Raw genomic sequence first — 14221 nt, 5'->3', positions numbered from 1 at the left:
GCTACCAGATTCGGTTCTGGTAGGCGTTGTGAGTCCAGCTGAAGCCGTGGGCCCTGGCGCCGGAATAGCTATTGCTTCTGGCCCCAACGCCCCAGGTGTCGCCGATCCTGGCGAACGATTGGTAACCCATGCTCGGGTTGTAGACCCAGACCTGGGCGTTAGCGTCCCACCAGTTCGACCAGTTGTTGGTCATTCCGTCTATCGCGGCCGAGGACGGCACAGCGGTAGCGAAAGCTATCCCACTTGCCACACCGAACGCGGCCGCCACCCTTCGTGCGCGTGCAATCGTCTTGGAATACTGCGATGGCTTTGGATGTCCAACCTCCACTGCGCCAGGCGCCCTTCTTCTTACTCGGTTCACTTGCCTACCTTCCGCGAGTTGCTCGATAACCCGGCGAACCGCCGTGGGCACGAAGGTATGCCACGTGAACACCACCTAGATGCCTAAGGTGGCCTACTAGGTACAAATCAGGCCTTATGGGGACTCTGGTGGTTTGCGTCTAGATGGAAAACTGCCATTTTTGACGACATAGTTGGACACAAACTAGGTGTTGGCCGCCAAATCTAGGTGGCGGCCCGGATAGGCCTAGGTGCTGAAGCCCCACCTGCAGTCCTCGTCAGGGCGCGTGAAATTGCCGGCAAAACAGAGAAGGGAACCACCCAGTGGATGGTTCCCTTCGGACAAAAACAGAGGCCCTGCTCTTCCGAGCAAGGCCTCTCATGGTGGAGCTGAGGGGACTCGAACCCCTGACCCCCTGCATGCCATGCAGGTGCGCTACCAGCTGCGCCACAGCCCCAAATTTGGGTTGTTCTTCGTATTTCTCCGAAGCAACTCAAATATCTTAGACCAGCGCCAAGTGAATTCCAAATCGGGCATATTTGCTGGTGAGCAGCGCTTGTTAGGCGCCGCCCGATCCGGAAACAGCCTTCGACGACGGGTCATCGCCCAGCTCGAGGTCCACCACGGGGCAGTCCTTCCACAGCCTTTCCAAGGCGTAGAATACCCGGTCTTCGGCGTGCTGAACGTGGATTACCACATCGGCGTAGTCCAAAAGTACCCAACGGCCTTCCGAACGCCCCTCCCGACGGACTGGCCGGAGGTCGCGCTTGAGCAGTTCTTCCTCAATCCCATCAACAATCGCATTGACCTGCCGCTCGGTAGGGGCGGAGGCGATGAGGAAGATATCGGTCAGCGCCAACCTCTCGCTGACATCTAGGGCAACGATGTCCTCTGCGATCTTGTCCGCCGCAGCCCGGGCGGCGTGGCGGGCAATGGTTACGGACGATTCTGTTGCGGTCACTTGACTCCTTGTTTATCCGAGCGTTTGTTGCCCGGCGGACTCTTCCACTTCAGCGGCTGAGTCCACTGATGATCATGGCAATTCCGGCCACGAGGGCGATGATCCCCGCGGCAAGAATGGCCGCTTGAACCAGACGTTGCCGCTGGGCGCGGCCAAGGCCCGCTGTGGTCGCATCAAGCGGCTCCAAGCCGTAGGCTGAGCTGGCCGAGACCCGAGGCACCTCAAAGAAATCCTCGTCTGAATCCACTGGTTCAGGCGCGTCGACAAGCTGCTGCACGGGCACTGGCTCAGGTTCAACCGGCCGCTTTTTCCTGGGCAGCGACGCAGCCTTCGCCGCAGCTTCCGCACGCGCAAGGACGCCCGCACGGCCTGACCGAGCAGCCTTGACTGAGGCGCCATCGGCGGCGCTTGCATCGGCTGAAACCTTTGGCGCAGCCTTCGTTTGCAGGGGTACGAAACTCGTGGACGGCGGCTTCATGATGGGACGATCGATGCCCGGTACCTTCACAAACTCCAGCGGAGTCACCATGGCGAGGTTGCTGGCTGTGGACGGGGCGGACCCGCCCGGCTCCGGGCGCGAACTTTGGTCCGCGAGCTTTTGCTTCGCCTGGGCACGCTTGTTGAGCACGGCTGCACGCTCGGCAAGGGCGATCTGTTCGGCGAGGATCTTAGGATCGATCGCCTCCGGATCCTGTGAGGCGATGTGCTCCATCTTGTTGAGCTGATTCTGCGCCTGTGCCGCTATCAGCTCCCGTGCTGCCAGCGCCTGCTCGACGGACATCCCTGGAGGTGCCTGCTTCGAACTACCGGGTGCTTCGCCCGCCTGCCCCCCACCGGCATGCGGACGATCATTCGCAGCTCCGGCATCAGTCCCGGAAGGCGCCACTGAGGGCTTTGGGGCCGCGGGAGTTCGTGTCGACTTCCCATCAACGATTGGAACTCGAGCAGTAGACGGAGCGACTTCTTCCCGGAGCTGCTGCAGTCGCATCTGGCGCCGGGTGGGCGGACCATTACCAGAGAGCTGGTCTTCCTTATGCTCCAGCTCCTTGATCGCGCGGAGCGCCGCGCGATCCCTCGCTCGGACCTGCGAGCTTCGTTCGGATTGGGCAGCCCCGGGAACCGCATCCACGGGCGCTTCAGCGGCACGCCTTATCCGTCCGCCCGAAGGCGGTGTCACTGGGGTCCGTGACCCTTCGGGCTTGCCCTGGGAACCGGAGAACTTGTCCTGGGAAGCAGCGGGCGACGGCGGCCCTGGAACCCGCGGAGGAACAACGGGCGCCGAAGGCGCAGGTGCGTTGGCCGATGGCGCAGACTGACTTGTCGCCGTCGGGCTGCCCTCTTTGGTCGCTTCAGGCTGGCCAGCCTGCTGAACCGCCTGGCTCGCTTGTCGGGCTCGACGCAGTTCGCGCCTGCTTCGGATAGGTTGCTGATCCTGACTCATTCGGAACTCATTCGGTACGTGCTCGGTCGTCTGGTCCTGACTGGGACAGCAGCAGCGTCCCTTCCTTACCCTCGTCCTTGTGGTTGGCCGGATCCGCAGCGTACAGGCCGTACTTTGCGATGTACTGCACTACGCCATCGGGAACCAGATACCAGACCGGGTTTCCTGCTGCCACCCTAGTCCGGCAGTCCGTGGAGGAAATAGCCATCGCGGGAACTTCCAGCAGGCTGACGTCATCACGACCCATGTCGTCCAAAACGTGCCCCGGCCGGGTCACGCCAACAAAATGGGCCAACGACCATAGTTCGTCGACGTCTTTCCAGGAAAGGATTTGGGCCAAGGCATCGGCACCGGTAATAAAGAACAGGTCCGCGTCAGGACGAAGTGTCCTCAGGTCCCGAAGGGTGTCGATTGTGTAGGTAGGACCAGGCCGATCCACATCCACCCTGCTTACGGTGAAGCGGGGGTTCGACGCCGTAGCAATGACGGTCATGAGGTAACGATGCTCGGGCTCGCTAACCTTCTTGCTGGACTTCTGCCAGGGCTGTCCCGTCGGCACGAAGACCACCTCGTCAAGGTGGAACTTGGCTGCAACCTCGCTGGCTGCAACCAAGTGGCCGTGATGGATGGGATCGAACGTCCCACCCATCACGCCCAGGCGGTGCCGCCGCGCAGCCCCGTCCCGCGGTTGTTTGGCGTAAATCTTAGTGGCCCGGCTTGTGCTGGTGCTTGTTCGGGTGCTGGCGGTGGGGATCAGAGTGCTCGTCCACCGGCTCGTGGCGGTTGCCGAGGTTGGTGTAGGACAAAGTCACAAACATCAGCACCACCAGGATCGCAAAAATCACGACGCCGAAAACCCACGGTTCCGCCCACAACGGAGCCAGTTCCTCGTGTCCGGATTCGCCGCCCTGGGCGGCAATGGATGTGGTGATCTGCTGCAGCAGCATGTTTTCCCCTACTAGTTCAAAGGATGTTGACGGCGGCATCCCGCCGTCCAGGGCTTCTGTTCTATGTTACAGCGTTGTCAGACGCGGACCTGGCCCTCGCCCTGCACAACCCACTTAGTGGTAGTGAGCTCAGACAGACCCATGGGACCACGTGCGTGCAGCTTCTGGGTGGAAATGCCCACTTCGGCTCCCAAGCCCAGTTCGCCGCCGTCGGTGAAGCGCGTGGACGCATTCACGATCACCGCAGCCGAGTCGACATCAGCAATGAACCTCTCAGCATTGGTCAGGCTGTTGGTCAGGATGGCCTCTGTGTGGCCCGTCGACCAGGTCCGGATGTGCTGGACCGCTTCGTCAAGGCTGTCCACCATGGCAATCGCAAGGTCGAGGTCCATGTATTCCGTAGCCCAGTCCAGTTCCGTGGCGGGCACAGTGTCCACTTTGCCTTCGAGGGCAGCAGCCACGCGGCCATCGGTGTGGAGCGTAACTCCGGCGGCGGCCAGTGCCGACGCGACGGCGGGAAGCACCGTGGAGCCAGAGTGCACCAGGAGCGTCTCCACGGTGTTGCACACGCTGGGGCGCTGTGTCTTGGCGTTCAGGAGGATCTCCACGGCCATGTGTTCATCTGCTGATTCGTCGATGAAGATATGGACGTTGCCCTCGCCGGTCTCAATAACGGGTACCGAGGAGTTGTTCACAACGGTCTGGATCAGGTCACGCCCGCCACGCGGGATCAGGACATCCACGCGCCCACGTGCCCGCATAAGCACGTTCGCGCCCTCTCGACCGTACTGGTCGACAGTCTGAACAGCATCGGCGGGAAGTCCCACGGACTCGAGGGCCTCCCGCAGGATGTCGACAAGGGCCTCGTTGGTCTTGGCGGCAGCCGATCCACCACGAAGAATGACAGCGTTGCCACTCTTGAGCGCCAGCCCGGCAATGTCCACCGTGACATTGGGACGTGCCTCGTAGATGGCCGCCACAACACCCAGGGGTACGTTCACCTGACGCAGCCGAAGGCCATTGGGAAGCGTCTGGCCGCGGACCACGTTGCCCACGGGGTCCGGAAGTCCGGCGAGGTTCTCGAGTGCGGCCGAAAGCCCCTCGATGCGCTTGGTGTCGAGCGTAAGGCGGTCCAGCAGTGCCGTTGAGGTCCCGTTGGCACGGCCTGCCGCCAGGTCTTCTGCGTTAGCAGCGAGTATGCGGTCCCTATTGTTTCCCAAAGCCTCGGCGATAGCGTTGAGGGCACGGTCCTTCAGGGCACGGTTGGCACTGGCCAGGCTTCGCGAGGCCAGGCGCGCGCGGTCAGCTATGGCAAACACTGCGTCCTGGACGTCGTCAGAGACTGGCGGGTTCCCGGCCACCGAGCTCTCCGTCGCGAAACCGGGGGCACCGGACTCACGGGCATCGGAAATCACAGGGGAATTGGGGGTAAGCGCCTCAGTCATGATCCAAGTTTAGAGGAGCGACGCGCCGGCACCAGAACAAGGTCGTCAACATGAACGACTTCACGGTCGTAGCCCCGTCCGAGCGAGCGCGCCAATTCCTTGGTGGAGCGGCCAAGCATCTGCGGCAATTCGTCTGCACCGTAGTTCACCAGGCCGCGCGCCACCACAACGCCGTCAGCGGACACCATTTCCACCGCGTCCCCCGCCTCGAAGCCGCCCTCCACGGCGGAGATGCCTGCAGGAAGCAACGAGGTGTGGCGGTCCCGCACCGCCTTGACGGCGCCGTCGTCGAGCACAAGGCGGCCACGCACCGAGGCGAGGTGCGCCAGCCACAAGAGCCGCACGGGCTTTCGGCTGCCGTTGATCGCGAACCAAGTACCCACATCCTCACCCGCGAGGGCCTTCTCGGCATTGGCTGTTGACGTCACCAGTGCATGGATGCCGGAACTTGCAGCGATGGAGGCGGCCTCCACTTTTGTCATCATGCCGCCGGTACCGACCCCGGCTCTCCCGGCCTTGCCGATAGTCACGCCGTCGAGGTCCCCGGGTCCTGTGACGAGTGGAATTCGGCTGGCGCCTTGGGCGGGTGGACCGTCGTAGAGGGCGTCGACGTCGGACAGCAGCACCAGGGCATCCGCGCGGACAAGGTGCGCAACGAGTGCCGCCAGGCGGTCATTGTCGCCGAAACGAATCTCATGGGTTGCCACCGTGTCGTTCTCATTCACCACGGGAACGACGCCGAGGTTGAGCAGCCGATCCAGCGCACGGAAAGCGTTGGTGTGCTGTGTGCGGCGCATCAGGTCGTCCGCGGTGAGAAGCACCTGGCTGACGGTCACGCCGTGGGCAGCGAAGGCCTGCGTGTAGCGGGCCATGAGCAGCCCCTGGCCCACGCTGGCCGCCGCCTGCTGGGTGGCGAGGTCCTTGGGCCGCTTAGCGAGGCCCAAGGGCGCAAGGCCCGCGGCAATGGCTCCAGAGGAGACCAGGATGATTTCCGTGCCCTCATTCCGCTTCCGGGCGAGGGCGTTGACCAGTGCCGTCAGCGACTTCTCGGAGATACCGCCCTTGATGCTGGTCAGCGACGAAGAGCCGACCTTGACCACGATGCGCCGCGCTCCGGCCAGCGCTTTACGCTCTGCCAATTCCTTCTCCGTTTGCGGCGCACCCCCCATGGCGGTCCTAGACGTCATTGTCCGATTCCAGTCCGCTCTCCTTCAGGGGGTTTGAAGCCCGACGACGGCTGACGGATTCCGTCCAAACGCCCGCCTTGCGCTCGGCCTCCAGTTCGGCGCGGGCTGCCGCCTTTGCCTCCCGGCGTTCAGCCTGCTCGTCGCGCTTTTGGGCACGGGTTGGACGGTCGCCTATGTCAGCGATGCGAATGTCAGTACCGCGGGGCGTGCCCAGCAGTTCGGCGCCGGCCATGATGGTGGGCTCCCAGTCGAAGACGACACCATCGTCCTCGCCGATCACAACGGTGTCCCCGGGTTTGGCGCCCATCTTGAACAGTTCAGTTTCCACACCCAATTTGGCCAGGCGGTCGGCGAGGTATCCGATTGCTTCCTCGTTGGTGAAGTCGGTCTGCTTGACCCAGCGCACGGGTTTGTCCCCCAGCACACGGAACAACGGCTCAAGGTTCTTTTCCTCACGCCGAATCCGGAATCCCGCCTCATTGACTGCGCGGGGACGGAGAACCGGAGGCGCCACCTTGGGCGGCGCGGCCTCGACGGCGTCGCGTGCTGCTTTTACGATCTCAGCCATGGCGAAGCCAAGGGAACGCAGGCCTTCGTGGCTGGTGGCTGAAACCTCAAACACCCGGTAGCCGCGGGACTCCAGCTCGGGACGGACAAACTCGGCCATGTCGCGGCCGTCGGGCAGGTCCACCTTGTTCAGCGCCACCAGCCGGGGCCGCTCATTGAGGGGCACGACTTCCCCATCGACACCCGCGTAGCTCATATCGACGGCGTACTTCTCGAGTTCGGCCTCGATGATTCCAAGGTCGGACAGCGGGTCCCGGTCGGACTCCAGCGTTCCGCAGTCCAGGACGTGTACAAGGGCAGCGCAACGCTCGACATGGCGCAGGAAGTTGTGGCCAAGGCCCCTGCCTTCACTGGCACCCTCAATGAGGCCGGGCACGTCGGCGATGGTGAAACGAACGTCGCCCGCCTGGACCACACCGAGGTTGGGCACCAGCGTTGTGAAGGGGTAGTCGGCGATCTTGGGACGGGCAGCAGACATCGCGGCGATCAGGCTGGATTTCCCCGCCGAAGGAAAACCCACCAGTGCGATGTCCGCGATGGACTTCAGCTCCAGAACGATGTCCGATGAGTCGCCCTCAATGCCGAGCAGCGCGAAACCAGGCGCCTTGCGCTTTGGAGAGGAGAGGGCAGCGTTGCCAAGGCCACCCTGGCCGCCTGCAGCTGCGATGTATTCGGCACCCACGCCCACCAGGTCGGCGAGCACCTTGCCGTCCTTAGTCTTCACAACAGTGCCCTCGGGAACGGGCAGGATGAGGCTCTCGCCGTTCTTGCCCGCGCGCCAGTCACCCATGCCGGGACCCCCGTTGGTGGCGTGGCGGTGCGGTGCGTGATGGTAATCCAGGAGCGTGGTGGTCTGCGGGTCGACTCGCAGAATGACATCGCCACCGTTTCCGCCGTTGCCGCCGTCGGGTCCGCCGAGTGGCTTGAACTTCTCACGCTTTACGGAGACGCAACCGTGGCCGCCTGTACCGCCGGATACGTGAAGTACCACCCGGTCTACGAAGCTGGCCACGTCAATCTCCTCTGTGTGCGACTTTTGACTGGTCCCCGAAATGCTTTCCAGTCGATTCTAGTTGGGGTTAAAAGAACGGTGGAGCGGGCCTGCTGGCCCGCTCCACCGGTTCAGAACGTGTTGTTACTCTGCAGCCGCAGCAGCAACGATGTTGACCACGCGGCGGCCGCGGCGGGTACCGAACTCAACCGCACCGGCCTGCAGGGCGAACAGGGTGTCGTCGCCACCGCGGCCAACGCCTGCGCCGGGGTGGAAGTGGGTGCCGCGCTGGCGGACGATGATCTCGCCCGCAGAAACGACCTGGCCGCCGAAGCGCTTGACGCCGAGACGCTGTGCGTTGGAGTCGCGGCCGTTACGAGTGGAGCTCGCTCCCTTTTTGTGTGCCATTTGAAATGCCTGCCTTCAAAGAATGTTGGAAACTGAAAACCTGTAAAGAACCCGGAAGGTTACTTAATGCCGGTGATCTTGACCTTGGTCAGTTCCTGACGGTGACCCTGGCGCTTCTTGTAACCGGTCTTGTTCTTGAACTTCTGGATGACGATCTTCGGACCACGCAGGTCCTCCAGGATCTCTGCCGTGACCTTCACCTTGGCGAGGTCGGCAGCTGCGGACGTGACCTTGTCACCGTCCACCAGAAGCAGTGCAGGCAGCTCAATGGTGCTGCCGGCTTCTCCGGCGACGCGGTTCAGGGTAACGAAGTCTCCAACGGAAACCTTCTCTTGGCGGCCGCCGGCGCGGACAATCGCGTACACCACTTGGGAACTCACTTCTCTCGACGTATCTAACTGAATTTGCGTGCAGAACCCGGCGCTGTGATTGGCTGGATCTCCGCTGTGCCTCAACGCCGTGGATCCCAGAGCGGAATCCGTGAGCCATCCCATGAACAATTCCAAGGGGCATAACCCAAGTGTTGGCGTAAGCACCGAAGATCAAGATTACGCTAAATTCGCCTTCGGCCGCAAATGAGGCCAGCCCCGCAGCTGCTGGGTGATAAGCACCACAGCCGGGCGTCAGCGCCCCCGGAACCGTGCTTGAACAGCTTACCCGCGCGCGGAGGGCATTGCCGGATTTGCGCACAGGACACGCTGAATCACGCTATGCGTGAAGCCTGGGTGCGTCAAAGAACCCCACTTCGTAGCTGCAGGAGTGCCTGAATGCATCGATCATGCGTGCACGCTCGGGCTCGGATGCGCGGGCTGCGGCAGCATCCGTAAACAGGACGGCCTGCCGTGTTGCAGCGGCGAATTCCTCGTCTGCGTACGTGGCGAGCCACGACGAGTAAGGATGCGACGATAGTGAACCCGCCTCCTGGTACGCCTTGTGTAGCGTGTGCCCTACCTCGGCGTAAAGCCAGTAGCAAGGCAGGATCGCGGCAAGCAGCACAGCATAACTGCCCGTCGCCGACACAGCGAGCAGGTGGTCAACATAGGCCTTTGTCACGGGACCCATAGTGGAATCGACCGTCCGGGTGCTGAGCCAGCTGCGGTGAAGCTCGGACTCGACTTCGAGGCACACTTGCGAAGACCTTGCCCAAAACAGCTGCTCTTCTTCTGTGGGGGCCAGCGCACCGGCCCTTGCAAGGACCCTCGAGTAACCGTTGAGATAGAGGGCGTCCTGAGCCAGGTAGTAGGCGAATTGATGCTCTGGAAGGTCTCCGGACTGGAGTCCGCGGATGAAGTCCAGACTGTAGATCGCCTCAAGGTCGGGGACGGACTCTTCCCACAGCCTGCCGGCAAAATCGCCGGATCCTGACCGTTCAACGTGGTGGAAGTGATGGATGGGACCATTGCCCCGGCCCACTTCCAGGGACGGGGACTGGGTGAGGGCGCCCAGGAGCCATTGCTTGGCAAGCCGCAGGGTAGCCTCCCAATCCCCAGTGGCTACGCGCAGTGTGGCCATCGCTGAGGACAGGGAACAGCCGGTTCCGTGACTATTGTTAGTGTTGACGCGTTCCCCGGGGACCTCCACCACATCCTGGGACAGTCCACCAGTAGTGCTGACAAGGGCGTCGGGGCATTCCCGGCCGTTCAAGTGTCCGCCCTTCACCAGGACGATGCTCCCGGAGATTGCCGCAAGCCGCTTGCCCTGTTCCAGGGCAGTTGGCCAATCCAAGGCTGCGTCCTCCCCCAGCAACACGCCAAGTTCGGGGATATTGGGCGTGATGAGGTGGGCCAGGGGAAGCAACTCCCGCAGGGCCGCCTCTGCGGAATCCTTAAGCAGCCGGTCACCGCTGGTTGCCACCATCACCGGGTCGAGGACCACAACCCCGGGCCGCACCTCCTCGAGCCATGCCCGCACAACACCAATGACCTCGGACTCTCCCAACATGCCTATCTTGACGGCATCGACTGTGATGTCGGCCGAGATGGCGTCCAGTTGAGCCTTGAGGAACGAAGCCGGCGGAACATGTACGCCAGTGACTCCCTGCGTATTCTGGGCTGTCAGCGCTGTGATTGCAGCCATGCCGTAGCCACCATGAGCAGCGATGCTCTTCAGGTCGGCTTGTATGCCTGCGCCGCCTGATGGGTCCGATCCGGCGATGCTCAGCACCCGTGGCACGCGCCGAGTTCCCGACGGGAGGGGAACAACTGCGGAAACGATAGTTTTGGATGAGCGGGCCTCGTCAACAACGACGGGAGCGGTGGATATGGATACAGCCACTGATGGACATCCCTTCGCCGGTACTAACCGGACAGGTTCAACGGGTTTCAATCTCAGCCGGCCCTGTACTCGGCACCCCGTGTCAAAGTCCAAGCCTAACGCGCCACCTCACAAATGACTGTGCCCCGTCCCCCACGCTGACGCGTCATGGGACGGGGCACAAACCGCAAATAGCCGGCGAGCTACTTTAGAGTTCCGAAGCCGGTACTCCGACTCCCAGAATGATCGGTTCATCCGCGGCAGGCCTGGCAGGAGCCGACTCCGGCGCCTTCGCCTGGTGGGCACTGCCCCCGGCAGTCGCTGCAGAAACATCGTGGTGCTCCACGGATGTCGCATTGGCGGCGCCCTGCGCACGGCTAGCGCTGCGGTTACGACGGCCCCTTCGGTTCCGGGAACGGGCCAATTCACCCTCGCCACTGTCAGATGCTTCAGTTCCCTCGTCGAACGGCTGCGAGTCAGCCTCCGAGGCCGGCACGGCATCGGACTCCTGGATCGGCCCAGCTTCCAACAGTGAAGCGCCCTGATCGTTCGGTTCATCCGACGACGTTGCATGCCCCATGTGGGCGAACGCCTCAGCAAGAAGGTCGAGGCTCATCTTGGGCTGGGGACGGAAGGACTCGTCGGTGTGGCGGGCTGCAGGAAGCGCAACCTCTTCGCCGCCGAAACGAAGCACCGGGCCCGGCCGGCCGGCGGCAGCACCGGCGTCGGACTCTTCAGGAGCCGCGGCAGGAATCTGCACGGCTTCTTCCGGCAAGTGCTCCGCTCCCCGTGCGGCCGCGGCCGCAGCCAGTTCGTCCTCGTGCAGGTGCGCGGCGTGCGCAGCAGCGGCGATGTTGGCCAACGCTGCCCGCGTTGCCTCTGCCTTCGCCTGGCGCCGGGCTGCCTCCTCGTCCACCTGGACTGGTGGCGCAGGTGCCGGAACTACAGGCTCGGGCGTCTGCGCGCCACCACGTCCACGCCGCCGCTTGCGCTCGGGCCGGGTTGCCGGCTGTGTTTCCGCACGCTGGTGGTGATGTTCAGCGGCAACGATGTTGGCCCTGCGGTGCTCCACCGGTTCATCGTGGGTGACAACACCCCGGCCACCGCAGTGCTCGCACTGCTCGCCAAAGACTTCCAGCAGGCCTGTTCCCATGCGCTTGCGCGTCATTTGCACCAGGCCAAGGGACGTGACTTCGGCCACTTGGTGCTTGGTCCGGTCGCGGCCCAAGCACTCAACGAGCCGACGGAGCACCAGGTCACGGTTGGATTCAAGGACCATGTCGATGAAGTCGATGACGATGATGCCACCGATGTCCCGGAGCCGAAGCTGCCTAACAACTTCTTCCGCCGCCTCGAGGTTGTTCTTGGTGACGGTTTCTTCGAGGTTGCCGCCGCTTCCGGTGAACTTGCCGGTGTTGACGTCCACAACTGTCATGGCTTCGGTCCGGTCGATAACCAGCGATCCGCCGGACGGCAGGAAGACCTTGCGGTCCAGTGCCTTGTGGATCTGCTCGTCGATGCGCCAGGCGGCGAAGATGTCCTGGTCGGAGCCCCACTTTTCCAGGCGACCCACCAGATCCGGAGCGACATACGTTACGTACGCTTCGATGGTGTCCCAGGCTTCGTCGCCGGAAACGATCAGCTTGGAGAAGTCCTCGTTGAAGACGTCCCGGACCACCTTGATGGTGAGGTCCGGCTCCCCGTACAGCAGTTCCGGAGCCAGCACTTTGGTGGAGTTGGCCTGCGACTGGATGCCTTCCCATTGGGCGCGGAGGCGGTTGATGTCGTGCGTCAACTCCTCCTCGGAGGCACCTTCCGCCGCCGTGCGCACAATCACGCCTGCATCCTCCGGCAGGCGATCCTTGAGGATGCGCTTCAGTCGGTTGCGTTCGACGTCCGGGAGCTTGCGCGAGATGCCCGTCATGGACCCGCCCGGCACGTAGACGAGATAGCGGCCAGGAAGGGAGATCTGGCTGGTCAGGCGGGCGCCCTTGTGCCCCACGGGATCCTTGGTGACCTGCACCAGCACGGAGTCGCCGGACTTGAGGGCGTTCTCGATGCGCCGAGGCTGGCCCTCCAGGGTCACGGAGTCCCAGTTGACTTCGCCTGCGTAAAGCACGGCATTGCGGCCACGTCCGATGTCAACGAAGGCCGCTTCCATGGACGGGAGCACGTTCTGGACCTTGCCCAGGTACACGTTGCCGATCAGGGAGTCCTGCTGGGTCTTGGAGACAAAGTGCTCAGCGAGCACACCATCTTCCAGCACGGCGATTTGGATACGGTCATCGCGCTGCCGGACGACCATTTGGCGGTCGACGGATTCACGACGGGCCAGGAACTCGGCTTCTGTGATGACCTGTCGGCGACGACCGGATTCGCGGGACTCGCGGCGGCGCTGCTTCTTGGCCTCAAGCCGTGTGGAACCCTTGACGCTGGCCACACGGTTGGTGGACGTGGATTCCACGTGCGTCCGCGGCGCCCTTACGCGGGTGATCGTGTTGGGCGGATCGTCGTCCGCTCCGCCTGTCAGCTCAAGATCCTGGTCGCCACGGCGACGACGGCGACGACGGCGGGAAGTGACGCCTTCCTCAAGGCTCTCCTCGGCCTGGGCCGCTTCATCGCCGCCCTCGCCGGTTTCCTCGACTTCCTCGGTGCCTTCCCGCTCGGCTCCGCGGCGGCCCCGCCTGCCACGGCTGCGGCGTCGACGACGGCTGCCGCCCTCCTCGAGGGCGCCCTCCTCGCCGCCTTCTTCGGTCTCCTCCCCAGCCTCAGCCGGTGCCGGCCTGACGACGGCGCTGAGGTCCGGGGCCTGGAAAATCATGGAAGTGATGGACATCGGCTCCATGAAGAGCGAACCAGGGGTTCCTGATGCAGCAGCGGGTTCCTTCTCGGTCGAAGCTGCAGCTTCTTCCACTGCAGCGGCATTTTCTAGGCGTTCTTCGGCCGCCGGCACTTCGGCGGCTTCCTCGCCTTCGACCGCCACCGGCTCGGCGGCGTACTCGGTCGGGACCGCACCTGCCGGCGCGGCGCCCGCCTCAGTCCCTGATTCGTCAGCTACCGCTGCCGGCTCAACAACCGCACGTTCGACGACGGGGACTTCCGGTTGCTCCTCAACTGGCACCTCAGCGGCAACCTTTGTGGTCCGACGTCGGCGGACCACCTTAGGCGGGGCAGCGACGGCGGCCTCTACCGTCGTCGGGCCAGCCTCGACGCCCACTTCAGTAGTGGGCGCAGCGACGGTCGCGTCGCCGTCGAGCCCGGGCAGGGTGTCCTCCGCAGGCTTCTTTCGGGCGCGGGACCGACGGACCGGTGCTTTGGCGGCGGTCTCGGTCGGGGCCTCCGCTTCGGCGGCACTCGTCACGGCGTCGCCGTTCGCATCACTCTCAACAACGGACTCTTCAGCCATGGCAGCCTTGGGGGCTGCCTTGCGGCGCGTCCTGGTGGTCTTTTTGGGTGCTTCCGCGGTCTCCACGGAAGCCGCCTCTTCATTGGCGGCTAGGACCTGGTCATTATCCATATGTGGCAATACTCCTGCCCTGCGGTGCCGCCACATCCGACGCCCGGCGGGGCAAATATTGTCAAAACCCGCAGGCATTGACAGAAGTCAGTCAGTTGCCCTTCAGTTCGCACCATCCTTGGGGTGCGGCAACCTGAAAGGCCGGTGCCGTTGCCCTGGAGAAC

12 protein-coding genes, 1 tRNA gene and 1 riboswitch are annotated in these 14221 nt (G+C 63.5%); all 13 genes read right to left on the bottom strand.

Annotated features, from left to right (window positions below; translation table 11 throughout):
• Position 1: 1 nt before the first annotated feature.
• Positions 2–193: a hypothetical protein gene (locus LD110_RS00420; RefSeq protein ID WP_225495525.1), complete on the bottom strand. Its 192-nt coding sequence runs from the start codon at positions 191–193 to the stop codon at positions 2–4.
• 528 nt (positions 194–721) lie between these two features.
• Positions 722–797 (bottom strand) — tRNA-Ala (locus LD110_RS00415).
• A 102-nt stretch (positions 798–899) separates the two neighbouring features.
• Positions 900–1301, bottom strand: coding sequence for a ribosome silencing factor (rsfS, locus tag LD110_RS00410; RefSeq protein WP_225495524.1), 402 nt, complete (start codon positions 1299–1301; stop codon positions 900–902).
• A 49-nt stretch (positions 1302–1350) separates the two neighbouring features.
• On the bottom strand, positions 1351–2082 hold the full coding sequence (locus LD110_RS23800; RefSeq protein WP_308012389.1) for a hypothetical protein: 732 nt from the start codon (positions 2080–2082) through the stop codon (positions 1351–1353).
• A gap of 667 nt (positions 2083–2749) precedes the next feature.
• Positions 2750–3445, bottom strand: a complete 696-nt coding sequence (gene nadD, locus LD110_RS00400) for a nicotinate-nucleotide adenylyltransferase (RefSeq protein WP_308012401.1) — start codon at positions 3443–3445, stop codon at positions 2750–2752.
• A 1-nt stretch (position 3446) separates the two neighbouring features.
• Entirely contained in the window at positions 3447–3689 is a 243-nt protein-coding gene (locus tag LD110_RS00395) for a hypothetical protein (RefSeq protein WP_225495522.1), read from the bottom strand.
• Positions 3690–3766: 77 nt separating this feature from the next.
• Positions 3767–5134 carry a glutamate-5-semialdehyde dehydrogenase gene (locus LD110_RS00390; RefSeq protein WP_225495521.1) on the bottom strand — a complete coding sequence of 456 codons (1368 nt, stop codon included), beginning with the start codon at positions 5132–5134 and terminating at the stop codon, positions 3767–3769.
• Entirely contained in the window at positions 5131–6321 is a 1191-nt protein-coding gene (gene proB / locus LD110_RS00385) for a glutamate 5-kinase (RefSeq protein ID WP_225495520.1), read from the bottom strand. Before proB ends, LD110_RS00390 begins: the two co-directional genes overlap by 4 nt.
• A complete protein-coding gene (gene obgE, locus LD110_RS00380) occupies positions 6311–7900 on the bottom strand; it encodes a GTPase ObgE (RefSeq protein ID WP_225495517.1) in 1590 nt (529 codons plus the stop codon). Before obgE ends, proB begins: the two co-directional genes overlap by 11 nt.
• 123 nt (positions 7901–8023) lie before the next feature.
• Positions 8024–8287, bottom strand: coding sequence for a 50S ribosomal protein L27 (rpmA, locus tag LD110_RS00375; RefSeq protein WP_070347479.1), 264 nt, complete (start codon positions 8285–8287; stop codon positions 8024–8026).
• Positions 8288–8346: 59 nt separating this feature from the next.
• A complete protein-coding gene (gene rplU, locus LD110_RS00370) occupies positions 8347–8655 on the bottom strand; it encodes a 50S ribosomal protein L21 (protein WP_225496387.1) in 309 nt (102 codons plus the stop codon).
• A 340-nt stretch (positions 8656–8995) separates the two neighbouring features.
• A complete protein-coding gene (gene thiD / locus LD110_RS00365; protein ID WP_225496386.1) occupies positions 8996–10501 on the bottom strand; it encodes a bifunctional hydroxymethylpyrimidine kinase/phosphomethylpyrimidine kinase in 1506 nt (501 codons plus the stop codon).
• Positions 10502–10553: 52 nt separating this feature from the next.
• Positions 10554–10651: riboswitch (TPP riboswitch) on the bottom strand.
• 97 nt (positions 10652–10748) lie between these two features.
• The gene (locus LD110_RS00360; protein ID WP_225495515.1) at positions 10749–14057 is read right to left on the bottom strand and encodes an Rne/Rng family ribonuclease; all 3309 of its coding nucleotides are present in this window, start codon (positions 14055–14057) and stop codon (positions 10749–10751) included.
• Between the last annotated feature and the right edge of the window lie 164 nt (positions 14058–14221).

It is taken from the genome of Arthrobacter sp. M4 (genome assembly GCF_020251205.1).
Classification (GTDB): domain Bacteria; phylum Actinomycetota; class Actinomycetes; order Actinomycetales; family Micrococcaceae; genus Arthrobacter.
The sequence above is the reverse complement of the archived record's forward strand: the minus strand, read 5'-3'. Positions and strand labels throughout refer to the sequence as shown.